This window comes from Microvirga sp. BSC39, assembly GCF_000739015.1.
In the GTDB taxonomy this organism is placed as follows: Bacteria; Pseudomonadota; Alphaproteobacteria; order Rhizobiales; family Beijerinckiaceae; genus Microvirga.
In genome coordinates this window covers 1-24,921 of sequence record NZ_JPUG01000071.1, presented here as the reverse complement: position 1 = coordinate 24,921, position 24,921 = coordinate 1, and the positions used below count along the sequence as shown (strand labels likewise).

Genomic DNA, 24,921 nt, shown 5'->3' with positions numbered 1-24,921 from the left:
CTCTACAGCCGAAGAAAGCCTGCAAGGCGCGGCGTCAGGGTTGCCCGACCGTCATTGAGCATTGGGCGCATCCGTTCCAGTACCGCCGCGCTTGGGTCGCCGTGAATCTGAAATTCCGCAACCACACAATGTTCCATGACCTTGGCGATGTATGGATCGGCAAGCCGCCAGTGCTCGAGGACAGCCTCGGAGTCCGGATAGAGCTGATAGCTGGTCGCGAGCATGCGTTGCTCGTCGATGAAGGTCTGTACCATCAACTGCGGGCCGTTTTTCTCCACGAATTCAACCGCCTCGATAATGGCTCGCTTGAAGGCGTGAAGATGGCCCTCCGTAATCCGCATTGTATTGCGGAACAGGATCATTTCGTCGAATTTTAGCAGACTAGGATTCATCCTGGCCTCCGCCCCAATGGCATAGAGATGATCAAACAGACGCTCTATCGATTGGCTTCCTCTGAGGGACTCTTAGGGGGGCAGCTCGTCACTGAAGCTGACGACCAGCACGGCTATGGTGGCAATCAAACCGGAGATCAGGATGATCCCGGCTGCCGCTTTCCACCCGTAAGACGCGATTGCACCACCGATTGTGACAGGACCGATCACCTGGCCGAGATTGCTGCCTTGCATGACAAGCCCGATGACCACAGGGGCGAGCGCAGCGGAGGGCGCCACGAGTGGGGCTGATGAGATCAGAGTGGCCGGGATCAAGCCGCCAACTCCGGAGAACAGAATGCAGAGAGTGAGAGTTGGCGTACCGCCAAAAACCTGCAGGAAGATGCCGATCCCGGTGAGACCCATGATCAGGTACGCCCCAGAGAGGAGCGCAAAGCGACTGGTGCCACGCGCCAGCAGGTAGCCCGCCGCGAGATTGCCGATGATGTTCGCGCCGGTGGCAACGGAACTGAGCAATCCGGCGGTACCATGCGCAATCTCCATCTGCTCCATCAGCAGCACCGGGAGAAAGCTGAACAGGGCAAAGAACATTAGGCTGTAGGAGCCAAAACACACCGCCAGGAGAACGGGCTCTCTGCTTGTCAGCACCTGCAGCGCATCGGACGCCGCGCTCCTCCAGGAGACTGACACGCGTGCTGGTGCAGCCGGGACAATCGCCAGACCTGCCACGATGGCTGCTGCCGCCAGACCCGCATTGCCCCACCAGAGCGTCCGCCAGTCGCTGAACAGCGGCCCGGCGAGCATGGCAAGCGCCATGCCGGCTGGCATGAAACAACTCCACAGGGCAAAGGCGAGGTCACGCTGCCCGGGCTGCACCACCCGATGGAGGATGGCAGGACCGGCGACGGTGACTAGAAGAAAGCCGAAGCCTTCCAAGGCCCGCGAGGCCAGAAGTACGGGGACCCCTAGCGCCGTTGCGCCGATGACCGTACCCAGAGCGATCACACCAAGACCGAGGATCAGCATCCGGCGATCCCCAACGCGAGCGACGAACGTGCCGGCGGGAATCCCGCCGACGAGACCAAGAACAGCGAAGATCCCGGTCAGCCAACCGGCAGCCGCGAGATCAAGGCCCAGGTCTGTCTGCAACAAAGGCGTGGCAATGGCCGCCTTGCCGACCTGCATTGCGGTGACGATGCCAGACCCCACCACCACACTGACAACACCCCAGTGGGTGTTCCGCGGGATCGCTGCGTACGCTGCGGTCGTCATCACGCCGCCTCTTTCAGCCGAGCAGCGGCCAGGGCGCGAGCGATCTCGGCGACGTGATAGCCCTGAAAGCTTGCTCCCTCTAACTCGTTGGCGCTGGGCTGGCGATCCCCGCCCTTTCCATCATCAGCCAGGGTCGAGGCGCCGTAGGGGGAGCCACCGGTGATCTCGTCCATTCGGCCCTGGCCTTTGAAGGTGTACGGCAGCCCAACCACCACCATGCCAAGATGGAACAGAACAGTATGGACGGAGAGGATTGTGCTTTCCTGGCCACCATGCTGGCTGCCGGTGGAGGTAAAGACGCTGCCCACCTTGCCCACCAGCTTGTCCTCGAACCAGAGGCCGCCGCACTGGTCGAGGAAGTTCTTCATCTGCGAGGCCATGTTGCCGAAGCGCGTGGGCGTGCCAAAGATGATTGCGTCGTAGTCGGGCAGTTCGGCAATGGTCGCGATCTCAGCCGGCTGATCGCGCTTGTATCCCGCCTTCTGAGCGATGTGGTCGGGAACAAGTTCCGGAACGCGCTTGATCACAGCGACGGCTCCCGCATCCCGAGCACCTTGGGCAACGGCTTGGGCCATGGTCTCGATATGGCCGTAGGACGAGTAGTACAGCACCAGCACCTTCGTCATTGATCTTCCTCTGCTGCTTCTTCGATGAGTTGCAGGGAGGATACGCCTATGCTTGATATGCGGGAGTGAGATAAGATCGATGGGTTTGATCGACGGAATAGATCATGCTGGATGTGCTGACGCTAGATCAACTGCGAACCTTCGTGACGGTGGCGGACAGTGGCAGCTTCCGCTCAGGCGCCGCGCGGCTGTCCCGGGTCCAGTCTGCGGTCAGCCACGCCATCGCCAACCTGGAGGCTGAACTTGGGGTGGCATTGTTCGACCGGACCGGGCACCGCCCGGTGCTGACCCCTGAGGGACAGGCACTACTGGCCAATGCTCGAGATATCCTTCTCAGGGTCGACGCCATGCGGGCACGAGCCCGTGATCTTGGTGAAGGTGTCGAGCTCGAGCTTTCGCTCACGGTTGACACACTGTTTCCAATCGCAGCCATCGGTGCGGCGTTGACGGAGATGCGCGTGGTCTATCCCTCAGTGTCGATTCGACTGGCGGTCGAGCCGCTGGGCGGGCCGATCACGTCGCTGATCGAGAAGCGCAGCGCGCTTGCCATTGTCGTGGGCGAGGATTTCCGTGATCCGCGGATTGCACTCGAAGCTATCTCCTCCATAGAACAGGTCGCTGTGGTCTCACCAGGGCATCCGCTCGGCCTGCGCTCAAAGAGTGGGGATGTCGACTTGCCCGATCTTGCCGACCATCTTCAGATTGTTCTGGGCGATCCCACGCCCCTGTCGGAAGGGCGGAGTTTCGGTATTCTGTCACCCCAAACCTGTCGTGTCAGCAGCCAGGACACCAAGCATGCTATGATCCTGGCGGGCTTGGGCTGGGGGCGCCTGCCATTCTGGCAGGTGGAGCGTGATCTGTATGAAGGCCGCTTGGTGCGTGTGGCCACAACAGCGCTCGGCCGGAAGGGGCAGGTGTCGTCTGAGGCGTATATCGCCCACCGCCTGGATGAGCCGCTTGGCCCTGCCGCTCATGTATTCCGCACAGCATTGGCACAAATGACGGCGGCTCCAGCCAACTAGATGCACACGCGTCCTGATCGTGTGCGTAGCGGTTCCCAGTTGTCGGTGGCTCATTGCCCCAGGCGTTTTGACAATCCACCACGGTGATCTCGACCCGGGCGGCGCTAACGAGTTCCGCATCGATGACGGATTCGCCGGGGCTTGGCTGTGAAGAACCGCGTGGCGAGGTGATGCCTGTATCCGCTTTGGAGTCCCCGCGCGTCTGGTCTAGACGGCCGAAATGGGCGCAACGCAGGCGCAACCCTGGCGTGCTCACAACGTCGGTTCCTGGCACGAGGCAGACGAAGGCCGAACTTCTGTAGTCATAGGGTAAGCTGACCTTCACGAGGCCATGCTCAATAGCTCAGTTTGGCCCAGATGTATGGACCGGCCGTGCGTCGCAAGAGGCTTTGGAGTTGGTGAGGTTGGTCTTACGCAAATGTATCCGGCCTTTTGTGGAGCAAAGCTCCTGGCCATCATGGATATCCGCGCACATTGGTTCTCATTAGCGGATCGGCCCGTTGTGGCCATTTGGGTCACCAGAGCCCCAATGTGACGGCGCGACCGTTCTCCATCTCCTCATCCTCTCGCAGACCTCGGCAAGTTCAGAGCGACGACTGATGCGGACAGAGGCTTTCAGCCTCCGCCTGTCACAGCCGCGGCTCGTGGTTCATAGGTGCGGTTCTGGCTCAGCACGCTCCAGGCGATGCGCGCCAGCTTGTTAGCCAGAGCCGCGGCCAGGACATTGTGGTGCAGGCGCATCGAGGCGGCGGCCAGCCGCTCCCCAAAGCCGTGTTGGTGCCACTTCGTCGGCCAGAGCAGCAGAACCTTGGCCGCCTGGATCAGCAGGGATCGCAGGTAGCTGTTGCCGCGCTTCGACAGCCGGCCCAGCACGGTTCTGTCACCGGTGGAGATCTGGCGCGGAACCAAGCCGAGCCAGGGGCACCGTCAAATTAACCGGAGGGTGACCGGATCCAGGCATATGGGAGGAATGAACCCGACCCGTCATCCTCGCTACGCCCGCCACCGCTTCCCCGCCGAAGTGATCAGCCACGCCGTGTGGCTCTACTTTCGATTCCCACTCAGCTTACGCATGGTTGAGGAGATGCTCGCAGCTCGCGGCATCCTGGTCAGCCATGAGACAGTGCGGCAGTGGGCCCTGAAGTTTGGTCAGAGCTTTGCCAACCAGATCCGCAGGCGTCTTCCGGCTCCTGGGGACAAATGGCACCTCGACGAGGTTGTCATCAGCATCGCTGGGGAGAAGCATTGGTTGTGGCGGGCTGTGGACCAGCATGGTGTCGTACTCGACATTCTGGTTCAGAGCCGTCGCAACGCGAAGGCTGCCAAGCGCTCGCTCCGCAAGCTTCTCAAGAAGCAGGGCATCGCCCCGCGTGTGATGATTACGGACAAGCTGGCCAGCTATGCCGTCGCAAAGAGGTCAGTGATGCCCAGCGTCGAGCATCGGCAGCACAAGGGCTTAAACAATCGCGCCGAGAACAGCCATCAACCGACCCGACGACGCGAATGCATCATGAAGCGCTTCAAATCAGCCGGACAGGCTCAGCGCTTCCTGTCGGCTCACGATCAGGTTGCCAATCTCTTCCGCCGTCCTGCAAACACCAACGCCGTTGATCATCGCCGGGCTCGTGCTCGGGCCTTTCAGGTCTGGGCCGAGGTGACAGGTATTGCGAGTGCCGCCTGATCCAGACCTAAGCCCAGGATAGACTCGTCCTTCTCCGATAACTTGACGGTGCCGCTGATCATGACGCTTGCCATGCTCACAGCCAACTTCATCGTGGATATCAGCTATGTCCTGCTGGATCCGCGCCTGCGGAGCGCCTGACATGGGAGCCGTTCTGAAAAGCTTCGCTCACAACAGGAAGGCTCTGACCGGGCTCGTCATCGTAGCCATCATCGTGGCGCTGGCGGTCGCGGCTCCATTGCTGACCGAGTACGATCCGACCCGGCGCGTCGGCAGGCCTCACCAGCCGCCGAGCTGGGATCACTGGCTCGGGACGACGCGCATCGGGCAGGATGTGTTCGCCCGTCTCCTTTACGGCGCCCGCACCTCGCTGGCAGTCGGCTTCGGCGCCGGTCTGCTGATCACGGCCGTGGGAACCATCCTGGGGATTGTCGCAGGCTATAAGGGCGGGCGCACCGACGAGGTCATCGGCTTTTTCACGAACATGGTGCTGGTGGTGCCCAACCTGCCGCTGCTCCTCGTTCTCGCGGCCTTCATCGGGCAGGCGAGCCCCTGGGTGATCGCCCTGATCCTCGGTGCCACATCCTGGGCCTGGGGGGCGCGCGTCACCCGCGCCGAGACCTTGTCCGTGAAGCAAAAGGACTTTGTCAAGTCGGCCGAGATGCTGGGTGAGCCGTCCTGGCGCATCATGCTGTTCGAGATTTTCCCGAACGTGATCTCCATCGTGGGGATCAACTTCGTGGGCAGCGTGATCTTTGCGGTCATCACGGAGGCCACGCTCGAATTCCTTGGGCTCGGCGATCCTAAAACCGTTTCGTGGGGGATGATGCTCTTCAACGCACAGAACGCATCCGCGCTGCAGGTGGGCGCCTGGTGGGACATCCTGAGCCCGTGCTTTGCCCTGATCGCCTTAGGAGCCGGCCTGTCGCTGCTGAACTTTGCAGTCGACGAGGTCGCCAATCCACGCCTGCGCACAGGCAATACGCTGTCGCGTTGGTCTCTGCTGATGCGGCGCGGGGAGGGCCGACTGTGACAGCCACTCCTCTGCTTTCCGTACAAAATCTCACCATCGACTATATCGGCGCGAAGTTCGACTTCCGGGCCGTCGACGATGTTAGTTTCGATATTGCCTCCGGGGAAGTCTTCGGGCTTGCGGGAGAGTCGGGTTGCGGCAAAAGCACGATCGCCTATGCGATCAACCGCCTGCACAAGCCGCCTGCTCTCATTCGTCAAGGCAGGATCCTGTTCGAAGGGAAGGACGTTCTCGATCTCGACGACAAGGCCCTGAGGGAGTTCCGCTGGCACAAGGTTGCCATGGTGTTCCAAAGCGCCATGAACTCCCTCAATCCGGTCCTGCGCGTGGAAGCGCAGTTCCATGACCTGTTGAAGAGGCATCGCGGTTATTCGAAGGCGCAGTCGCGGGAGCGCGCGGCCGAAATGCTGAGGCTCGTCGATATCCCACCCGAGCGCATGCGTGATTACCCGCATCAGTTCTCGGGCGGCATGCGCCAGCGCATCGTTATCGCCATCTGCATGACCTTGGACCCAAAGCTAGTGGTAATGGACGAGCCGACGACCGCGCTCGATGTGGTGGTCCAGCGCGAGATCCTGCAGAGGATCGACGAGTTGCGCCGCAGCCGTGGATTCTCGGTTCTGTTTATCACCCATGATCTGGGGTTGATGGTGCAGTTCTGTGATCGGATCGGCATCATGCTGCGCGGGAACCTGGTCGAGCAGGGCACGTCCGACCAGATCTACCACCGACCCCAGCACGATTACACGAAGCAGCTCTGGGCTTCGTTCCCATCTTTGCACGGAGACCCGTTCAGGTTGGAAAGGGCATCAAGATGATGGTGCAAGAGCCGATCATCGCACTCGATCACGTGAGCAAGAGCTTCGGGCGTGGCGACAAGGTGGTACGGGCAGCTCACGATATCACCTTTGCGCTGCATCCCAGCCGGACCGTAGCGCTGGTCGGCGAGTCCGGCAGCGGCAAGACTACCTGCGCACGACTCGTCATGCGCGAGCATCAGCCGGACAGCGGAAGGATCCTGTTTCGCGGCAGGGACCTGAGCGACACGGGAGCCGTCGGTCTCAAGGAGTACCGGCGTGCCGTCCAGATGATCTTTCAAGATCCATTCGCATCACTCAATCCCGCTCACACGGTGGACTTCATCCTCAGGCGCCCGCTCACGCTCGGCCAGCCGCACCTTAAGGGCAGGGCGGTGGACGAGACGATCGCCGATCTCCTGCGCCGCGTGGAACTCGATCCCGGGGCCGTGGTGCACAAACACCCGCATGAGTTGTCCGGCGGGCAGCGCCAGCGCATCAACATCGCTAGGACGCTGGCCATGGGCGCTCAGGTGATCGTCGCCGACGAGCCGACATCCATGCTGGACGTGTCAGTGCGCCTAGGCGTCCTGAACCTGCTCAACGAGATGAAGCGGGATCTCGGCGTCGCGCTGCTCTACATCACCCACGATCTCGCGACCGCCCGCTATATCGCCGAAGACATCCTCGTGATGTATGCGGGTCAAATCGTCGAGTGGGGCGATGTTCACCAAGTCCTGACCAATCCGCAGCACGCGTATACGCGCCTTCTGCTATCGGCCGTACCTGATCCTGGAATCCGCTTCGACGATCCGGGCGCGCGACTGGATCCCCGCGCGGTCGACGTCATCCGCAGAGAAGCCAGGCTCCTGCAGGATCGCGTCGTCGAAATCGGGCCGAACCATTTCACACGTCAGGCGGCCTGATCCTGAAGGACGATGTCAGACGTACGCAGGGCTCCGTGGGGGACAGCCGGTTCAAGGGGGGCTCCGGTTACCGGCTGCCGCCTGCTTCCGCTCTCCCGCTCAGTCGGGCCAGCGCATAATAGCCTGAGCCGACCGGTTGCGGCGCGCCTCAAGAGGCGTTGCAATGATCTCGTTGGACTGACGGGCCTTCTCCAGTTCCTCGACGAGTCGTTCGGCCACGATCGTTTCCTGACCGGGATGGAGATTGCATGCGTCGAGATAGAAGTAGCCGTGCTCGACCTCGTGGTCGCGGACGATGATCGGCGTGCGCCCGGAGGCGAGGGCATCGGCCAAGTCCCAGGCCGTGATGTGGGCCCCCTTGGGCTCGATGGCGACCTTCAGACGATCAAGTGGATTGTTGGTTGGGTCCGCCTCGCGGATCGGCGTAACGCCGGGACGGCCGGACAGGGTCTGTTCCCACAGCTCCAAGTAGCGCGTCTCGCGCTCGCGGATGCCTGCGTGGTCCCGCTTCTCCCAGGCCTCGAGTGCGGCAATCGTGCCGAGAATGCCTTCCTTGCCGACCTTCATGCCACGGCCGATGCCCATGTTCTGCATGTACGTGGCACGCACCAATTCGGTGCGGCCTGCCACGATGCCAGCAGTCAGACCGCCCAGGAACTTGTGGGAAGAGTAGAGCGCGACATCGGCCCCAGTCGCCAGGAACCCTTTCAGGTCATATTCCGAGGCTGCATCGACGATCACCGGCACACCGCGCGCATGGCAGACCTCGACAAACTCCTTGAGCGGGATCAAGCCGTACTGCACCGTATGATGCGAGACGACGTATACCGCCGCGGCCGTGCGCTCGTTGATGGCGCCGTCGAGCTGGTATCCGTAAGCCGAGGTGGCCTGACCGACCGGAACGACCTTCGCACCCGCAAGACGGATGCCCTGCTCGACAGGGGCCCCGTAGCTGACCATGTGGCCGGTCATGAGCAGCACTTCGTTCTTGAGGCCGGTCGTCTCGGGAAGCCGCTCGACTGCGGCAAGGTCGCAACCGGTCATGGCGCCGGCAACGGCAAGCGTGATTCCCGCCGAGCAGGAAGCCGTCACAAAGCCGGCCTCGGTGCCGCACAGGCGCGCAATCACGCGGCTGGCCTTCTTCTGCAGGTCGCCGATCTCGACGAATTGCGGAAGGATCGCCGAGACGGCCGCGACGGCTTCGGGCACGACGATGGAGGCGCCGAGCGACGTCATCGTGCCCGACACGTTGATAATGGGGCGAAGACCGAGGTCCGGGCGAATGTCTTTCTGGGTCATGGGGCTGTTTGTCTCTATGTTTTATGTTGCCGGAATGGCTTATATTCCATTATTGGGGAATTGCCTGACGGGATGCTGCCAGTCGTGACGGTGGACCGCAGTTTCTGAAGATCCGGGGGAAGATCCAGTGGATACCAAGTTTTCCGAGGCTGCCGAGGCGCCCGTTTCTGAGAAGCGCAGCCGCGGCGCCCGCGTTAGTGGCATCGATCGTGCCTTGCAGATCCTGGACTTTCTTCAAGCGGAAATGAAGCCTGCAGGCGCTTATGCTGTAGCCAAGGCGGTCGGAGCGCCTCTCTCGACGGTCTACGTGATCATCGAAGATCTGGTCGAGAAAAGGCTTCTGCAGCGGCGCACCGACGGCACGGTCTGGCTCGGGCCACGCCTGTATCACTACGGCTTGGCTTATGCCGAATCCCTCGATTTCCTGAATGTCGCCACGCACGAGATGCAGGACCTGTGCCGGGAGGTGGAGGAAACCGTCCAGATCTGCGGTCGGGACGGGGACCACATGGTCGTGATGGCTATGGCCGACGGACCCGGGCACTTCCGCGTCACGTCCAAGGTCGGCTCGCGGGTGCCACTGAACTGGACGGCCTCGGGACGGCTTCTTCTCGGTCATCTTCCCGACAAGGAGCGACTCGAAATCTTCCGCCATGCCTCGAAAGTGTCGCCGACGGGGCGCGCCAACACGAACCCGGAGACGCTGTCGGAGGCCTCCGCGGCTGCGCTCAGGGAGCGCCTGTCGATCCAGATCAACGAGTCGGACTTCTCCGTCGCCTGCATCGCCTCGCCGGTCTGCCAGCCTTCGAGCGAGTGCGTTGCGACGATTTCCATCGTGCTGCCGGAACATCGGGTCGTGCAGGATCGCGACCGCTATACCAACGCGGTCCGCAGGGCGGCCGAGCGGATCGAGGCGACGTTGGGCTGGCGCTGATCCAGGCATGAAGGAACGCCTCATTCCCCGATGGCGACGATGGCTTCGATCTCGACCGTGATGTTGTTGGGTAGAGACCCGAAGCCCACCGCCGAGCGGGCGTGACGGCCCGCCTCCCCGAAAACGGCCATCATGAGGTCGGAGCATCCGTTGATCACCCGAGGGTGCTCGCCGAAATCGGGCGCCGCGTTGACCATGCCGAGAAGCTTCACGACGCGCTTTACGCGCGACAGATCGCCAAGTGCGTCCTGCATGACGGCGAGCAGGTTGATCCCCGTGAGCTTGGCGTGCTCATAGGCTTCGTCCGCCTCGACGTCGACGCCCACCTTGCCGGTGTGAAGATAGCCATCGGCTTCCTGCGGTCCCTGGCCCGACAGGAACAGGAGACTGCCCTCCTGAACATGCGTCACGAAATTGGCGATCGGGTTTGGAGCCTTCGGCAGCGCAATACCTAGTTCCTTGAGGCGCTCGTAAGGATTCGACGCAGTCAGATATTGAACTTGGTTCACAATGTCAGTCCTTGAGAAATCACTTCAGAATCGCCGTGACGGATGCAGGCCACATGATGGTTCGAGCCGATGTCCTCCAAAGGCGGGACGATCTCGGCACAGGCCTCAATGGCATATTGGCATCGCGTCCTGAACACGCAGCCGGATGGCGGATTGAGTGGACTTGGGATGTCGCCTTTCAGCACGATTCGCTGGCGGCTTACCTTCGGATCCGGCAAAGGAGCTGCGGAGAGCAGCGCCTGTGTGTAGGGATGACGCGGCATCGCATAGATCTCGCGGCTCGGGCCGCGTTCCATGACCCGGCCGAGATACATCACCACGACTTCGTCGCAGAGATACTCCACGACGGACAGGTCGTGCGCGATGAAGAGCATCGTCAGACCGAAATCCTGCTGCAGGTCCTGGATCAGGTTGAGGACCTGAGCCTGTACAGAGACGTCGAGGGCCGAGACCGGCTCGTCCGCCACGATAAAGTCAGGCTCCACGGCCAAAGCACGGGCGATGCCGATGCGCTGCCGCTGGCCGCCAGAGAATTCATGCGGGAAGCGGCGCGCCGCATCGGGATTGAGGCCCACGCGCTGGAGGAGTTCGGCAATCCGGTCGCGCCGGGCGCTGCCCCTGACGGGCCGGTGAATATCGACGGCTTCGCCGATGATCTGATCGATCCGAAGGCGGGGATTGAGGCTCGAATAGGGATCCTGGAAGATGATCTGCAGTCGGCTGCGATACGCTCGCATATCCCGTTCTGACAATGTGCGCAGGTCGATACCGTCGAAGACGATCCGCCCCTCGTTGGGCTCGACGAGGCGAAGCGTGCAGCGGCCCGCCGTGGTCTTGCCCGATCCGGATTCGCCAACGAGGCCGACGATCGTGCCGCGTTTCACGTCGAAGCTGACGCCGTCGACGGCCTTGACCGTACCGCTGCGGGTCTCGAAACGCTTGGTGAGCCCCTGAACGCTCAGGAGGGTGTCTCTGCTCATAGGGCTTCATGCCTCCAGCATCGGCTGAGATGCGAGGGTGCGGCCATCATCAGCGGCGGCGCCTCATCACAGCGCGGGATGCGGTATGAGCAGCGCGGGGCGAAGCTGCATCCCGACGGGAGCGCGGTCACGCTGGGCACGTTGCCCGGAATGGGTTTGAGGCGCAGCCTCTCACCGGCGGCGTCGCGATCCCGCGATGCATTCGGGATGCAGGCCAGGAGGCCGCGCGTATAAGGATGCTTCTGGTGCTCGAAGAGGCTCGCGACCGGGCTCTTCTCGACCACGCGGCCCGTATACATGACCACGACGTCATGGGCGATCTCCGCCACCACCCCGAGATTGTGCGTGATGAACAGGATACTCATGCCGATCTCGCGCTGCAGCCTGCGGAGCAAATCGAGGATCTGCGCCTGGATAGTCACATCGAGGGCGGTCGTGGGTTCGTCGGCGATCAGGAGGTTGGGATTGCAGGACAGGGCGAGGGCGATCATGACGCGCTGGCGCATGCCGCCCGACATCTGATGCGGGTATTCATCCAGCCTGCGGTCGGCTGCGGGAATCTCGACCAGTTCAAGCATCCGCTTCGCGCGCTGGCGGGCTTCGGCTGTCGAGACCGGCTGGTGCAGCCGGATCATCTCCACGATCTGATCGCCGACTGTATAGAGAGGGTTCAGGCTCGTCATCGGCTCCTGGAAGATCATCGCGATCTCCCGGCCGCGGATGGCGCGCATCTTCCGCTCCGGCAGGGTCGCAATGTCGACCACCTGACCCTGGCTTGTGCGGTAGAGGATGTTGCCTCCCACGATCCGGCCCGGCGACGATAGAAGGCGCATGACCGACAGGCTGGTGACGGATTTTCCCGAGCCGGATTCCCCGACAACCGCGACCGTTTGGCCACGCTTCACATCGAAGCTCACGCCATCGACCGACTTGGCGACACGGCTGCCGAGTTCGAAATGCGTGTGCAGGTCCGAGACCTTGAGAACGGTATCGTCAGGAAGCTCTATCATCGAGCGTTGATCCACCCGCAATGCGGACAAGCGGAACTTTCCAGCGCCGATCTCTGAGGGACGTAGCGACTTGCCTTGACGGCTTCCTGCCCGAGAATGGTCCAGATCGGCTCGATCAGTCGCCGAAGGTGCGCGTTGTAGCCCATGGAATCGACGATCCGAAGGTCGCTGTCGTTGACCTCGAACACCGTGAACTCGGCCCGCGTCCCGGGGGAGAGAAGGTTCTCAGTCGGGAGCCCGATCACTTCCATGGGGGCCCGGGTCGAGGCGTCGATGACGGCCTCGAAAGGCATGCCGACCGACAGAAGCTTCGACATGGTGGTGCCCATGTCCCAGACCGGGCTGTCGAGGGAACGCGCATGCAGGTCGGTCGAGATCGAGAAGGGCAGAAGACCTCGCTCGATGGCGAGCTCGGCCACCTTGAACGAGAACGAGGCGCCGCCATGACCGACGTCGAGGCGGATCCCGTCCCTGGCGCAGCGTTCCGCCAGCAGGAACAGATCCTCGTCCTCCATGATGTTTGCCGCGGCCTTGCCGTTGAAGCAGTGGGTCACCACGTCGCCAGGGCCGAGGACCTCGAGAACCTCGTCGAAGACCGGAGGTGGCTCGCCCACATGCACCATCAGCGGCAGCTTGAGGATCTTGGCTACCTTCTTGGCGATCTTCACGGGCGTGATGCCCCAGGCGCCAACGATCACCCCGCTTGCCCGCACCTTTATGCCGATGATGATGTCGCGGTTAGCCTCGACGCATGCGATGGTGCGGTCGATGTCGATCGACCGCATGTCGATGAGTTCGCTCACGCGGTTGCACGCCACGAGGCCGATCGACCCGATGTTGAGGAAGGCTTTAATGCGCTCCCTAGCCGGCTCGATGATGTACTCTCGGAAGCCGTGGAAATTGGCTTCGCCGGCCGATCCGGCATCCACGATGGTCGTGACGCCCCGCTCAATGCCGCAGACCTGCGGCTTGATGGAGATATCTGTGCCGCCGTGCCAGACATGGGCATGGAGATCGACCCAGCCCGGCGAAACGTAAGCTCCCTTGGCATCAATGCGGCGAGCACCTTCCGGCGTCTGGAGCGAGCTGCCGACGCTAGCAATATTTCCGTCGCCACCAATCAGGATGTCCGTGACTTCCTGAGGTACGCCCCTACCGAAGCCAACCGGTCTCACGCCCGAGATCAGGAGAGGCGACGTGTCTTGGTGGAAAGTCATGAGATCAAAGATCCTTTCTCAGGCGTGGATCGAGAAGATCCCGGAATCCGTCGCCAACCATTTGAAGGGAAAGAACGGACAGGATGATCGCGATGCCGGGGAACAGCGTCATCCAGTCGGCCTGTCCGATATACTGCCGCCCGGCCGCGATCATGGTGCCCCAGGTCGGCACCTCGGGGCTCACGCCGAGGCCGAGGAAGGAAAGGCCGGCCTCGGCCAGCATCGCGTAGGCGAAGATGAAGGTGCCCTGCACGAGGATGGGCGACACGAGGTTGCGCAGCACATGCCGGGACATGATGCGCCAGGTCGGCACCCCAAGCGCACGAGCCGCTTCAACATAGGGCAGTTCGCGGATGACCAGCGTGGAGGCCCGCACAATCCGGGCCAGGCGCGGCGTATAGACGATCCCGAGCGCCACGATCACGGTAAAAAGGGAGGGGCCGAGGGCGGCGACGAGCGCGATCGCGAGGAGGATGTCGGGGAAGGCCATCATGGCGTCGATGATGCGGGCGATCGGCGTGTCAAGGCGACGGAAGAAGCCGGCCACAAGGCCGAGCGTCACCCCGAAAACGGCCGCGAATGTCACGACCGAGGCGCCGACGAGGAGCGAGAGCCGACCGGCATAGATCGTCCGGCTGAACACGTCGCGGCCGAACTCGTCCGTTCCGAACCAGTAGATGCCGCTCGGCGACTTGAGGCGGTTCACCACGGAGAGGCGGCTCGGCGAATAGGGCGCAATCAACGGCGCAAGGATCGCCAACGTGGCGACGATAACGAGGATGAGGAGACCGACCATGACGGTCTTGCGGGTCACCAGACGCGAGACGAAGCTCGCCTCAGTGATGGCGGGAGAGCTGACGGCGGCCATCAGTAGCGCACCCGCGGGTCGACGAGCAGGTAGAGCATGTCGATCAGGAAGTTGATGAGAACGTAGAGCGCAGCAACAATCAGGAGCGCGCCTTGGATGACAGGATAATCGCGCCGCAGCACAGCTGAGACGACGAGGTTGCCGACGCCGGGAAGACCAAATACAGTCTCCGTCACGACGGCGCCGGACACGAGAAGCGCAGCCGTCAGCCCGATCACCGTCAGGACCGGAATGAGCGCGTTCTTGAAGGCGTGCTTCATGACAACTCGGAACTCGCCCATACCCTTGGAGCGGGCGGTGCGCACGTAGTCGTCATTGAGAACGTCGAGCATGCTGGCGCGTGTGAAGCGCAGGATCAGGGCCGAAGATACGATACCGAGTGACAAAGCAGGAAGCACGAGATGAGAAAGTCTCGTGCCGAGCCCGGCGCCCGGCCCGCCATACCCCGAGACTGGAAACAAGCCGAGGCGCACGGCGAAGAACTGGATCAGCAACAGGCCGAGCCAGAAGCTCGGAACGGAGGCCGCGAGCATGGCAAGCGTCGTGGCGGCCTGATCGAACAGCGAGCCGCGCCAGTAGGCTGACAGGATGCCGACCGGAATGGCGATCAGCCCGGCGATGACGATGGAGAACAGCGTGAGAAAGAAGGTCGGCTCAGCTCGATCCGCCAAGGCTGAGAGGACAGGGCGATTAAGAAAGATGGATTCGCCGAGATCGCCCTGCAGCAGCCGACCGAAGAAGATGCCGTATTGAACGATGAGCGGCTGGTCGAGGCCGAGGCGGGTGCGCAGGGCCGCCACGTCCTGGGCCGTCGCGTCGGGGCCGAGCATGACGGCGGCCGGATCGCCGGGCGCGATGCGCACGATGATGAACACGATCGTGACGACCACGAACATCACGGCCATCATGCCGAGCAAGCGTTGGAGGATGTAGCGGCTCATACGTCGATCTGCATCAAGTGAATGTTTGGGGAGCGCAGAGGGAGGCGCTCCCCAGCTTGCCGTGCGCTTACTTCTTCAACGAGACGTTCCAGAAGTACGGCCATGGCGCGGGCACGACGCCTTCCAGCTTCGGCGACTGGGCCGAGAGGGCGTTGAAGTCGCCGATCTTGATGCTGGGCGTTTCGTCGTAGATGACCTTCTGGACCTCGGACCAGAGGGCCGGGCGCTTGGCCGGATCGCTTTCCGTATTGAAGGCGTCGACCACCTTCTTTCGCGCAGGGCTGGACCACCAGCCGGGCGAGCTCTCGGAGAGCTGGCCGATGAGGGCCGGTTCCGGCAGGAACGGGCTGTGGGTGATGTAGATGTCCCACAGCGCCGGATCGCCGCGCCGCTGGGTCAGGGTCGCCCAATCGACCACCTGCAGGTCGACCGTGAAGCCGGCCTGCTTCAGGTACTCGGCCGCTACCTGGGCCATCTTGTAGTGGAACTCATATTGGCGGCTGGTGAGGATGCGCAGCGGCGCGGCGCTGTAATTGGCCTTCTTCAGGAGCGCCTTCGCCTTGTCGGGATCGGCGACGTTGTACCGGCCTTCGACGCCGGCATCCGTGTTCCACACGTAGCCCTTGGGATACATGGCTCCGTCGAGCGAGTAGAACTCAGGATTGCCGAAGGCCGCCGCCAGCATGTCCTCCATGCTGAGAGACAGGCGCACGGCCATGCGGGCGTCGGTGTTGGCCATCACGCCCTGCTTGGTGTTCATCACGAAGACGGGCCAGCCGAAGGGCTTGAGAATGACGGGCTTTGATGTCTGGAGGTTCTTGATCCGGTCATAGGATTCGACCGGAATGGAATCCACGTAGTCGAACTGCCCGGAAATGGCCCCTTCGACGCGGGTGTTGGGATCCGGCACGGGCACGAAGCGGATCTCGTCAAGGATAGGTTTGCGCGCTCCGCCATAACCGTTTCCAGTGCCTTCGAGAGGTTTGTAGGAGTCGTTGCGAACGAGCTGGATGTACTGGTCGGGCTTGCGCTCCTTCAACTTGTAGGGGCCCGTGCCGACCGGCTCCTTCATTGGCACGTCCATCTTCTCCGACGGCATGATCACCGCGGCGGAGTTGTTGAAGGACAGGAGCGCCAGGAGAGGGGCGTACGGCGTCTTCAGGGTAATGCGCACGGTCAAGGGGTCGACGGCCTCAAGCTTGTCGACATTGCCGGCGACCTGCTTGCCGCGCGAGCCCTGTTCCATCCAACGCTTGAGCGAGGCAATGACGTCCTCGGACGTCATGTCCGAGCCGTCATGAAATTTGATCCCTTGGCGCAGCTTGATCGTATAGACCTTGCCGGCCTCTGTGACCTCCGGAAGCGAAGCCGCCAGAAGAGGCGTGACCTTCCAGTCCTTGTCGAAGGTGAACAGCGTCTCGAAGAAGTGCTGGGTCACGATTCCGACCAGGTCCGCTGTGGAGACCATGGGGTCGAGCGTTGGCGGCTCGCCGATCGTCGCCACGTTGATGACGCCGCCACCTGTCTGAGCCAAAACCGGACCTGATGCGAGTATCGCCAAGCCGGACAACAATGCTTCTTTGATCCTCATGGTCACCCTCTTGCTCTATAATTATGTATTATTAGCTTTAGTTATGTCATAGTGAGCGAATGCAAGATTGAGGTCAATAGGAATGGAGATGCCCAGTTCACTGCAAAATGGGTATGTGTCCCCCATCCTAGAGCCTCGATGGCGACCGCCTTCCGCAGAGATTATGATCAGCGTCACAGACTGAAGAGACTGGCGGATTTCCATTGGACGACAACGGCACTTGCTTCCCACAAACTCAGGGTTCTCAGGGCCAGCGGCAGACCTGGGATCTTATTCGTCATGATTTCGTGCATCTTGTGCGCGACTGGCACAGCGGGATCGAGGCCGTGGCGGCGCAGTTCCATGGCCACGCCTATGACATGCACCATCACGACGAGTGGCTGGTCGGCGTGACCCATGCCGGCGTCCAGGATTTCTACTGCCGCGGGCAGCGCCGCCAGAGCACTGCTGGACGCGTGATTCTGATCGAGCCGGGCGAGCGGCACGACGGCCAAGCCGTGCACGAAGAGGGCTTCCGCTACAGCATGCTCTATCTGCCTCAAGCCTGGCTCCGCGAAGAGATGGGCGGCCGGGATGCCGACATCGGGTTCAGGAAGACATTGGCCGACGACCGGCGGCTCGGCGATGCCATTGCAGCGGCTTGCCGTGCCATCATCTCCGGCGCCCCACGGCTCGTCATCGACGCAACTCAGGATCGGGTGTTGGAACTGCTGCGCCATCACCTCGGAAAGGAAGAAAGGCCGACGCCCAACGTCGGTTCGTCGGTGGCAGAGCGAGCGATGGACTACATCCAAGCCCATTACGACGAGCCGTTCAGCCTTGATGACCTCGCCCGTGCAGCCGGGGCAAGGGACCGGTATCAGCTTTCCCGCGGCTTCCGCCGGCGCTTCGGCACCTCGCCACATGCCTGCCTTGTTGAAATCAGGCTTATCAAGGCCCGTGCAATGCTGCGGTCAGCAGTCCCGCCGGTGGAAGCGGCCATGGCCAGCGGATTTGCCGATCAGAGCCATCTCGGCCGCTGGTTTCGGCGCGCCTACGGCCTCACCCCGGCGGCCTACCGTCTCGGACGCACGAACGTTCCAGACATGGACGGCCTCGCTGGATAACTCTCCCGATCGCATCTACAGGGAGAATTCAATCAATGTTCGACACGAAGGTAGCGGTCCTCGTTCATGAGGGTCTGGCCGTGTGGCAGAAGCTGAATGTCACGGCCTTTCTCGCAACCGGCATTGCAGGCGCGGTTCCCGAGGCCATGGGCCAGCCCTACGAGGACGCTGCGGGGCGCTTTCATGGGCGCCTGCTCGGCCAACCGATTCTGATCTTTGCAGCGTCGACTGAGGTTCTGCAGCGGGCTTGGCAGCAGTCGCTCCAGCGCAATCTCACGCGCAGCGCCTATGTCCGCGCCATGTTTGAGACTGGGCATGATGCCGCCAACCGTGCGGTCTTTCGTGCCGAGCCGGCTGACATGCCGGATCTTGTCGGCCTTGCGCTCCTTGGTCCGAAGAAGGAGATCGACAAGGCTACGAAGGGGGCGCGCCTGCATCCCTAAGACGCGGCTCTCCGTCTGCGAAGGACGGACGAGCCTTTGGGCAACAATCGCCAGGGGATGTGGCGCGAAATTGTGCACTGGCCGGACGCGCCGCGGCACTCCCGCCGTGGTGAGCCCTATGGCGCTCCGCCAGACTTCGCCGATGACCCACGCCAGGGCGAACAGCGGCACGGATGGTAAGATCATCCTGTTCTTGGGTAGCATCAGATCTTTCGGCTCAGAAAGCGCGAACCTGCGAGAGCAAACCGCCAGGGCAAGTCAGTGGCTCGGGTGATCCCGATCCGTATTCCTGTCACAACCTCAACTGGGCTCCCCTGGCCGAGGAGTTGGAAGGGTGTTTGGTCCAGCGGCAACTCATTGTGGATGATTGTCACGCCCAGAGCCTGGCACAGACGACCAGGACCTGAGCAGAGAAGGCGTAAGTCCTCGACACCTCGCCGCACCCTCATGACCTCAATGCCCCTGGTTGGCTCAATGGCCCTGACGAGAACCGCACTGCCTGACAAACAGACGAGGTTCAGGCACCAATGCATGCCGTAGGACCGGTACACATAGGCGTGGCCCGGAGGACCAAACATGGCTGCGTTCCGAGGCGTCGGACCACGAAAGCTATGGGAGGCAGGATCATCGTCGGTGTAGGCTTCAGTCTCAACAATCCGGCCGCCGATACAGTCCACAAGCAGGATGGCTCCGATCAGATCGCGGGCGACCGTCACCGGATCACGAGCGAAGAAGAACTGCGACAGTGTTGTTGCCATTGGCCCATCAGGCTCAGCGATCGGATCAGGTCCTCCTCAAGGCCACCTAAGCGGCAGCGGCAGGATTGATGGCATCCTCGGCGAGTTCGGAGAGGATCTGATCAGTGTTCTCTTCCTCGATCAGGGTCTCCTGGATGAGCCCCTCCGCCTCCGAGAGGCCAAGCTGCTTAGCCCACGCGAGCAAGGTGCCGTAGCGGGTAATCTCATAGTGCTCCACCGCCTGGGCAGCCGCGATCAGCCCGGCATCCAGAGCCTCGCCGCCGCTGAAATCCTGCAGGATTTCCTGGCCTTCCTCGATGATGCCCTGAATGGCTTTGCACTCAACACCCGCAGGCTTCTCGCCTAACAGCTGGAATACCTGCTCCAGACGTTTCACCTGCCCTTCTGTCTCCTTCAGGTGAACGGCGAAGGCACCTTTGAGCTCCTCGGCGTGCGCGGCTTCCGCCATCTGCGGCAGGGCTTTGAGGATAGCATTCTCAGCGAAATACGTGTCCTTGAGCTGATGCAAAAAGAGCGCCTTCAGATCCTTATCAGCCATGGTCGGTCTCCTAGCCAGGTGGTGCAACGATACGGACAATCCTTAGGACAGCCTGGCGTTCCGCAGTTGATGCTAGGCCGAACAGAAGGGTTCATTCGGGGTACCGGAACGGGCAACGCTCGTGACGGTCCTGCGTTAGATCGTGCAGCCCACGCGCTGGAGGACAATGATGCCCATCGATTACCGCTCTGAGCTGAAGCGGCCTGTGTCTCTGGCGCTGGCTGGGGCTGCCATCCTGGGCTGGCTTCTGGCCCTTGGCGTTGGGCTCTCCTCTTCTGACCAGCAGCAGGAAGCCCAAACGGAGATAACCCGTGTTCAACAGGCCGAAGCTACCCTGCGACGGCAGCTCGACGAGCAGCAGCGCACCGGAGGGACCCTGGCGGACCTGCAGGCTCAGGTAGTTGGCGCCGAGCAGCGGCTGGCCCAGATAACACAGGCACGGGAGCAGACGCAGACTGAGCTTACAACCTTGCAGCGAACCACGCAGGCTTCCCAACAGCAGCTCACGGAGGCAGCTCAGTCCCGTGACCAGCTTCAGGCTCAGCTCGGGACCCTGCAGCAGTCGCTTCAGACAACCCAGCAACAGATGGCCCAGGTCACACAAGCGCGCGAGCAAGCCCAAGCGCAGCTCACCGCTACTCTGCAGGACCTGCAGGCTCAACAACAGCAGCTGACGCAACTCACCCAGGCCCGAACCGAGGTTCAGACCCAGACCTCTGCTGCTCGACAAGCCCTGCAGGCCAATGAGCAAAGAGCCGCTGAGCTGGATCGCAGCGTCACGGCACTGTCGCACCGCCTGCCGGACATCCAAAACCAGCTACAGCAGGCGGAACAGCGGCTCGCTTCTGTGATGGAGGAGATGGCGACAAGCGAACAGACCGTTGTGGCACGCCGGCAGGAATTAACGGACCTGAGCCGTCAGATTGAGAACGCTCGCCGTGAGGCGACAGCGGCCCACGAGTCGGTAGCCCAGGCTGCTCAGGAGATGTCGTCCCGCAGAGCGGAACTCACAGAGGTTGAGCAACGTCTCCAGCAGGTGCGAAACGCGCAAGCATCCACTCAGACAGATCTTGCCAACCTTCGTTCGGAGCGGGAGCGCCTGACGAGGGAGCAGGTTGATTTTCAAGATAAAGCAACCCAGCAACGGTCTGAGCTTCAGGCTCAGCTGGCGAGGGCAACAGACGACCTGGCCGCCCGCAACCGGGAGGTTGCAGAGCTGGAGGGGCGGCTTCAGGCGACCCGTCAGGGACTCGCTGATGCTCAAAGCCAACTTGCCGAAGCACGTCAGCAACTCGCCACGCCACCGACTAGCGGGAACACATCCGGAGCAGGTGCTCCAGCCGATGCAGTTCCCATGTCGCCTGAAACACCTAAGTGACATGCTCGCGTATGCGGGTCTGCTGTTGTTCTAAGATGAGATGGCTCACACTGTAACCACGTAAGCTGACGCACCAAAAGCCTCCCAGACGCAGTGGGGCATGGCTTGACGCAGAAACACAGCTTTGCTCAGGTTTTCAACGAAGTTCGCAAGCAGAACGGCCCATGAGCTCATCGTCACAATGGACCCTCTTCATCGCCCGCCCCGGACGAGATCGGCAGCACGTCATTCGGGATCACAAAGGCGAGCCGCGGATCATCTTTGGCCAGGATGATGGCACGAGGATCAACGATCGTCTGGCCAAGTATATTGTCGAGAGCCTCAATGCAGGTCTTGAGGTAGAAGACTCTAATCCGGATGAGGGCTGGTTCTTGGACAGGCCGGGGACGGTGACGAGCAGGATCCGGTCATTCTCATTTGTGACCCTGATTTCGAAGTCAGGCTCGAGATCATCGACAGGGACAACATTGAAGAGGATTAGGCGCTGAGCCGAAAGGTTGTGGCTCTGATCAATACCTACTTCGTCCAAACCGAAGCTTCACATCCAAGCGCTTCTTCTGCCAATTTCCCGACAGAAAGGCAGCAGCCCAGATCCAAAGGTTGAACGGTGGAGCAGATGGACCACTGCGCCAAGCAATCATAGAATGGCGTAGAGCGTCCTCTCGGAAAATCCCTCAGTTGGTTTGCTCCCGCACCCGCCCGGGCGGCTTGACGCCGCAATGAAATCGGCTAACTGATCGCGCATTACCTTACCCAATATAGGATGAGTTATGGATCAGCCTGAACAGCAGCTAGATTTCGCCAGCATCACCGCCGACATCGTTTCGTCTTACGTTGCAAACAACTCGGTTCATCGGGGCGATTTGCCTAACGTGATTGCATCAGTGCACGCTGCCTTGCAAGGTCTCGCTGCTCCGAGGCAGGCAGAGCCTGAGAAGCCAGAGCCACGTATTTCGATCAAGAAGTCCATCACGTCAGACTTCCTGATCAGTCTTGAGGACGGCAAGCAGTACAAGACGCTCAAGCGCCACTTGGGCAAGCTCGGGCTGACGGCCGAGGAGTATCGGGCGAAGTGGGGCCTCCCAGCCGATTACCCGATGGTTGCACCCAGCTATGCTGCGAAGCGATCCGAGCTCGCCAAGAGCAGCGGCCTCGGCCAGATGCGGAGGAAGAATGCCTCGAAAGCAGCTACCGCGGATGAGAAAGTCGCGGCACCGGCTGAGGCGGCAAAGCCGAAGCGCCGTACACCTTCGAAGAAAGCGGCTGGCAAGTAAGCACGCTCTCAGGCCAGGCTCGTTGTCTCCTAACACTACCTGAGATGAGGGTCGTGAATTGCCTCTATGCGGGAACGATAGGCTTCTGAGGCTGAAACTCCTTTGCAATAAAGTTCAACGGAAATATGCCTTCTTTGACTGCAGCTCCCTCGAACCATCTGCAGGTGATCTCACAGCCATCGACCTCAACAACCGTCATCCGGTGAGAAGGATAAGCAATCAGATGCACGACATCGCCAACGCTGAACTGCATAGTTCGCTCCTGCTCCACATCACGAGAGGGTAGCCAGCCGATGGGCAGCCGGTAAGGCTACCTGGCTTATTGCCCTATATCGCCTGGAGCAACTCAGGCTGGGTCTCCTATTCGACAGCAATGGCTTTGAGGGCACGCCTGACAGCAACGCGAGCCGCCTCAACGTGCCCTCCGGCCAAGAGTTCGTCGACAATCCTAAGCGCCATCACCGCATCGGCCCGTTGTATAGGGTCTGAAGCCGATACCATGGTACCGCGCGCTGTTGATGCTCCAGCGAGGTCATCGCTTTGGCCAGCAAGATAGGCCGGGCTGCACTTGAGCACGGAAGCAAGGCTCGCCAAGGCATCTTCTCCTGGATGCTGCGAACGACCCGTAATGATGTCCTGGATGAACCCCGCTTCAAAGCCTGCTTCCAGGGAAGCCCTGCGCCACGAGATCTTGAGAGCGCTTACCCGTTCTCCGATGCGCTCTTTCAGGATCGCGTTCACGCTTGGCTCCTTGAGGTGACGACGCTGCCAAAGGCGAGGAGGCGGTACATCCTCGCACTGCCCGCCTGCCTTTCAGCTCCGGCCATCTTCCGCCCGGGATGGTTAATAAGAAAATAATGAACGCTGTCGACCACGCCGATTGGATTATTCTGCTTTCTAGCTGAGGGACAGAGGCGCGTCCTTCATGATCCAGAAAACTGACTATAGAGCCCAAGCGTTCACTCCCTACACGGTGGCGAAGGTCGCCCCTTGGGTCGGCCAAGCGATGGCTTATCTCGAAGGAAAGATTGAGAAGCTCATGTCACTCAAAGGATCTGAGCCGGAGATCGCCACCGTGATTGGGAAGACACACGAGGTCTTCGGGAATCTGGGATTGTTGTGGCTCCTCGAGCCCAATAAGGTGCTGCAGGCCGCTCCTGTGGACCTGATCTCCCAAGGTAAAATCGACCTAGTCCTCCAGCTTTTCCTCCAGATCGAACACGGAGTTTACCTGTGAGAATCGAGGCAGAGTAGAAGTAGAGGGCTGACTGAGCATGAGCGACGTTCGAGCAGTCTGTTTTGATGCCTTCGGGACCTTGGTCGAGATAACCGACAAGCGGCAACCGTTCGAACTCTGCTACGGGAAGGCGTGAAGGGGATCACTGCTGACGAGGTCCTGAGGCGGCCGCTCAGCCTGCGGGAGGTCGCAGCGAGGGTCAGCCAAGAGCTCGGGGAGGACAGGCTAACAGAGCTGGAAAAGGATCTGCAGGCAGAGTGTGCCTCCATTCGCCTCAGGCCCGGGATCGCGGCAATCTGGTAAGCCCTACGCGCCAGGAGTCTGCGGATCGGCGTCTGTTCGAACCTGGCACTTCCTTATGGGTTCCCGCTTCTCTCCACTCTGCCCAATCCTCCGGATGCCGTGATCCATTCTTATGAGGTGGGTCTGGTGAAACCAGATCCCGCTATATTCCGTCTTATGTGTTATCGGCTTGAGTTTGGGCCGGCTGAGATCCTGTTGGTGGGGGATACGCCGTCCGCCGATATTGAGGGGCCACGGGCGATCGGGACGCCGGCGATGCTCATCTCAGAGTTCGAAGAATTCACCAAACGCGGTGCCCATGAGTCTGGACATCCGTCTGAAGTCCTCCCCGCCGCAGTTCAGGGAGCGGGAACGGCTCGGGCCCTTTGGGTAAGCCGGCCCTTGAGACTGGAAAGAGGGCCCGGTCATCTAAGGCTCAGGCCTCGGGCCCCTAGTCAGCCTGATAGAGGGTAAAGCGCTGCTGGACGACATCACAGTCGATGATGACTCAACAGACCGGACGGCATCCGAGATCCTTGGAGTTGCCAGCATCGCGGAGAAGCTCGGTATCTCCCCCGCGACCCTCGATCTGTGGCGAGATAATGGGACGCTCATTGCCGTCCGCAAGGACGCCCATGAGTTCGTCTACCGGAGCGTCAGTTTGAGCCCTCCCGACCTCTCCAAGGACTCGACCGTGTTGCGGGGTACTTCCCGTCCCCTGAGGAGGCGTGGGAGTGGTTGGCCACGCCCAATCAGTACACTGATAGCGCGGCACTGATTGACCGGCTGCAGTCAGGGTACATCGGA

27 protein-coding genes and 1 pseudogene are annotated in these 24,921 nt (G+C 61.5%); 11 read left to right on the top strand and 17 right to left on the bottom strand.

Annotated features, from left to right (window positions below):
• Positions 1 to 2: 2 nt before the first annotated feature.
• From MA07_RS18950 to wrbA, 3 genes are all read right to left on the bottom strand, one after another.
• The gene (locus tag MA07_RS18950; RefSeq protein ID WP_036354787.1) at positions 3 to 392 is read right to left on the bottom strand and encodes a hypothetical protein; all 390 of its coding nucleotides are present in this window, start codon (positions 390 to 392) and stop codon (positions 3 to 5) included.
• Positions 393 to 464: 72 nt separating this feature from the next.
• Positions 465 to 1,664 (bottom strand): MFS transporter, encoded by a 1,200-nt coding sequence (locus MA07_RS18945; RefSeq protein WP_052003327.1) that lies wholly within the window; start codon positions 1,662 to 1,664, stop codon positions 465 to 467.
• Positions 1,664 to 2,290 (bottom strand): NAD(P)H:quinone oxidoreductase, encoded by a 627-nt coding sequence (gene wrbA, locus MA07_RS18940; protein ID WP_036354784.1) that lies wholly within the window; start codon positions 2,288 to 2,290, stop codon positions 1,664 to 1,666. The genes MA07_RS18945 and wrbA overlap by 1 nt, the downstream gene beginning before the upstream one ends.
• A gap of 104 nt (positions 2,291 to 2,394) precedes the next feature.
• On the opposite strand from wrbA, the gene MA07_RS18935 reads away from it, so the two are divergent.
• Entirely contained in the window at positions 2,395 to 3,312 is a 918-nt protein-coding gene (locus tag MA07_RS18935; protein ID WP_036354781.1) for a LysR family transcriptional regulator, read from the top strand.
• Between the two features lie 615 nt (positions 3,313 to 3,927).
• Here MA07_RS18935 and MA07_RS18930 read toward each other — a convergent pair.
• Positions 3,928 to 4,230 (bottom strand): annotated as a pseudogene (locus MA07_RS18930) (transposase); the annotation flags it as partial.
• Between the two features lie 52 nt (positions 4,231 to 4,282).
• Between MA07_RS18930 and MA07_RS18925 the strand changes: the two are divergent.
• The 4 genes from MA07_RS18925 to MA07_RS18910 all read left to right on the top strand — a co-directional run bounded on the left by MA07_RS18925 (position 4,283) and on the right by MA07_RS18910 (position 7,749).
• On the top strand, positions 4,283 to 4,993 hold the full coding sequence (locus MA07_RS18925; protein ID WP_036354775.1) for an IS6 family transposase: 711 nt from the start codon (positions 4,283 to 4,285) through the stop codon (positions 4,991 to 4,993).
• A 154-nt stretch (positions 4,994 to 5,147) separates the two neighbouring features.
• Positions 5,148 to 6,026: an ABC transporter permease gene (locus tag MA07_RS18920; RefSeq protein WP_036354931.1), complete on the top strand. Its 879-nt coding sequence runs from the start codon at positions 5,148 to 5,150 to the stop codon at positions 6,024 to 6,026.
• The gene (locus tag MA07_RS18915) at positions 6,023 to 6,844 is read left to right on the top strand and encodes an ABC transporter ATP-binding protein (RefSeq protein WP_036354773.1); all 822 of its coding nucleotides are present in this window, start codon (positions 6,023 to 6,025) and stop codon (positions 6,842 to 6,844) included. Before MA07_RS18920 ends, MA07_RS18915 begins: the two co-directional genes overlap by 4 nt.
• Before the next feature lie 2 nt (positions 6,845 to 6,846).
• Positions 6,847 to 7,749, top strand: coding sequence for an ATP-binding cassette domain-containing protein (locus tag MA07_RS18910; protein WP_036354928.1), 903 nt, complete (start codon positions 6,847 to 6,849; stop codon positions 7,747 to 7,749).
• A gap of 99 nt (positions 7,750 to 7,848) precedes the next feature.
• Here the strand turns inward: MA07_RS18910 and MA07_RS18905 are convergent, their stop codons facing one another.
• Positions 7,849 to 9,048, bottom strand: coding sequence for an aminotransferase class V-fold PLP-dependent enzyme (locus MA07_RS18905; RefSeq protein WP_036354769.1), 1,200 nt, complete (start codon positions 9,046 to 9,048; stop codon positions 7,849 to 7,851).
• A 127-nt stretch (positions 9,049 to 9,175) separates the two neighbouring features.
• Between MA07_RS18905 and MA07_RS18900 the strand changes: the two genes are divergently transcribed.
• A complete protein-coding gene (locus tag MA07_RS18900) occupies positions 9,176 to 9,982 on the top strand; it encodes an IclR family transcriptional regulator (protein ID WP_036354766.1) in 807 nt (268 codons plus the stop codon).
• A gap of 20 nt (positions 9,983 to 10,002) precedes the next feature.
• Here MA07_RS18900 and MA07_RS18895 read toward each other — a convergent pair whose 3' ends face one another.
• From MA07_RS18895 to MA07_RS18865, 7 genes are all read right to left on the bottom strand, one after another.
• A complete protein-coding gene (locus MA07_RS18895) occupies positions 10,003 to 10,491 on the bottom strand; it encodes a RidA family protein (RefSeq protein WP_036354763.1) in 489 nt (162 codons plus the stop codon).
• Positions 10,488 to 11,471, bottom strand: a complete 984-nt coding sequence (locus tag MA07_RS18890) for an oligopeptide/dipeptide ABC transporter ATP-binding protein (RefSeq protein WP_036354760.1) — start codon at positions 11,469 to 11,471, stop codon at positions 10,488 to 10,490. Before MA07_RS18890 ends, MA07_RS18895 begins: the two co-directional genes overlap by 4 nt.
• Positions 11,468 to 12,481, bottom strand: coding sequence for an ABC transporter ATP-binding protein (locus MA07_RS18885; protein ID WP_036354757.1), 1,014 nt, complete (start codon positions 12,479 to 12,481; stop codon positions 11,468 to 11,470). Before MA07_RS18885 ends, MA07_RS18890 begins: the two co-directional genes overlap by 4 nt.
• On the bottom strand, positions 12,478 to 13,698 hold the full coding sequence (locus MA07_RS18880) for an amidohydrolase/deacetylase family metallohydrolase (RefSeq protein WP_036354754.1): 1,221 nt from the start codon (positions 13,696 to 13,698) through the stop codon (positions 12,478 to 12,480). The genes MA07_RS18885 and MA07_RS18880 overlap by 4 nt, the downstream gene beginning before the upstream one ends.
• Positions 13,699 to 13,702: 4 nt before the next feature.
• On the bottom strand, positions 13,703 to 14,566 hold the full coding sequence (locus MA07_RS18875; RefSeq protein WP_036354751.1) for an ABC transporter permease: 864 nt from the start codon (positions 14,564 to 14,566) through the stop codon (positions 13,703 to 13,705).
• Positions 14,566 to 15,507, bottom strand: coding sequence for an ABC transporter permease (locus MA07_RS18870; RefSeq protein ID WP_036354749.1), 942 nt, complete (start codon positions 15,505 to 15,507; stop codon positions 14,566 to 14,568). The genes MA07_RS18875 and MA07_RS18870 overlap by 1 nt, the downstream gene beginning before the upstream one ends.
• Positions 15,508 to 15,574: 67 nt before the next feature.
• Complete coding sequence (locus MA07_RS18865) at positions 15,575 to 17,098, bottom strand: ABC transporter substrate-binding protein (RefSeq protein WP_036354746.1); 1,524 nt, start codon at positions 17,096 to 17,098, stop codon at positions 15,575 to 15,577.
• Between the two features lie 296 nt (positions 17,099 to 17,394).
• Between MA07_RS18865 and MA07_RS18860 the strand changes: the two genes are divergently transcribed.
• Both MA07_RS18860 and MA07_RS18855 read left to right on the top strand, forming a co-directional pair.
• Positions 17,395 to 18,204, top strand: coding sequence for an AraC family transcriptional regulator (locus MA07_RS18860; protein ID WP_244445288.1), 810 nt, complete (start codon positions 17,395 to 17,397; stop codon positions 18,202 to 18,204).
• A gap of 35 nt (positions 18,205 to 18,239) precedes the next feature.
• Positions 18,240 to 18,647: a DUF2000 domain-containing protein gene (locus MA07_RS18855; RefSeq protein WP_036354737.1), complete on the top strand. Its 408-nt coding sequence runs from the start codon at positions 18,240 to 18,242 to the stop codon at positions 18,645 to 18,647.
• Positions 18,648 to 18,850: 203 nt separating this feature from the next.
• On the opposite strand, the gene MA07_RS18850 is transcribed toward MA07_RS18855, so the two are convergent.
• The 3 genes from MA07_RS18850 to MA07_RS29735 form a co-directional block, all read right to left on the bottom strand.
• The gene (locus tag MA07_RS18850; RefSeq protein WP_036354735.1) at positions 18,851 to 19,405 is read right to left on the bottom strand and encodes a DNA-3-methyladenine glycosylase; all 555 of its coding nucleotides are present in this window, start codon (positions 19,403 to 19,405) and stop codon (positions 18,851 to 18,853) included.
• A 46-nt stretch (positions 19,406 to 19,451) separates the two neighbouring features.
• Complete coding sequence (locus tag MA07_RS18845; protein WP_036354733.1) at positions 19,452 to 19,943, bottom strand: ferritin-like domain-containing protein; 492 nt, start codon at positions 19,941 to 19,943, stop codon at positions 19,452 to 19,454.
• A gap of 91 nt (positions 19,944 to 20,034) precedes the next feature.
• A complete protein-coding gene (locus MA07_RS29735; protein ID WP_152568923.1) occupies positions 20,035 to 20,565 on the bottom strand; it encodes a hypothetical protein in 531 nt (176 codons plus the stop codon).
• Here MA07_RS29735 and MA07_RS18840 point away from each other — a divergent pair.
• Entirely contained in the window at positions 20,530 to 21,321 is a 792-nt protein-coding gene (locus MA07_RS18840; RefSeq protein WP_152568922.1) for a hypothetical protein, read from the top strand. The two genes, MA07_RS29735 and MA07_RS18840, sit on opposite strands and share 36 nt — an antisense overlap.
• 770 nt (positions 21,322 to 22,091) lie before the next feature.
• Positions 22,092 to 22,595: a MucR family transcriptional regulator gene (locus tag MA07_RS18830; protein ID WP_036354726.1), complete on the top strand. Its 504-nt coding sequence runs from the start codon at positions 22,092 to 22,094 to the stop codon at positions 22,593 to 22,595.
• Between the two features lie 64 nt (positions 22,596 to 22,659).
• On the opposite strand, the gene MA07_RS18825 is transcribed toward MA07_RS18830, so the two are convergent.
• Positions 22,660 to 22,848 carry a hypothetical protein gene (locus tag MA07_RS18825; protein ID WP_036354723.1) on the bottom strand — a complete coding sequence of 63 codons (189 nt, stop codon included), beginning with the start codon at positions 22,846 to 22,848 and terminating at the stop codon, positions 22,660 to 22,662.
• 107 nt (positions 22,849 to 22,955) lie between these two features.
• Entirely contained in the window at positions 22,956 to 23,336 is a 381-nt protein-coding gene (locus MA07_RS27975; protein WP_052003326.1) for a hypothetical protein, read from the bottom strand.
• 184 nt (positions 23,337 to 23,520) lie between these two features.
• Here MA07_RS27975 and MA07_RS18815 point away from each other — a divergent pair, with 184 nt between their 5' ends.
• Positions 23,521 to 23,832, top strand: a complete 312-nt coding sequence (locus tag MA07_RS18815; RefSeq protein ID WP_036354720.1) for a hypothetical protein — start codon at positions 23,521 to 23,523, stop codon at positions 23,830 to 23,832.
• The last annotated feature ends 1,089 nt before the right edge of the window (positions 23,833 to 24,921 follow it).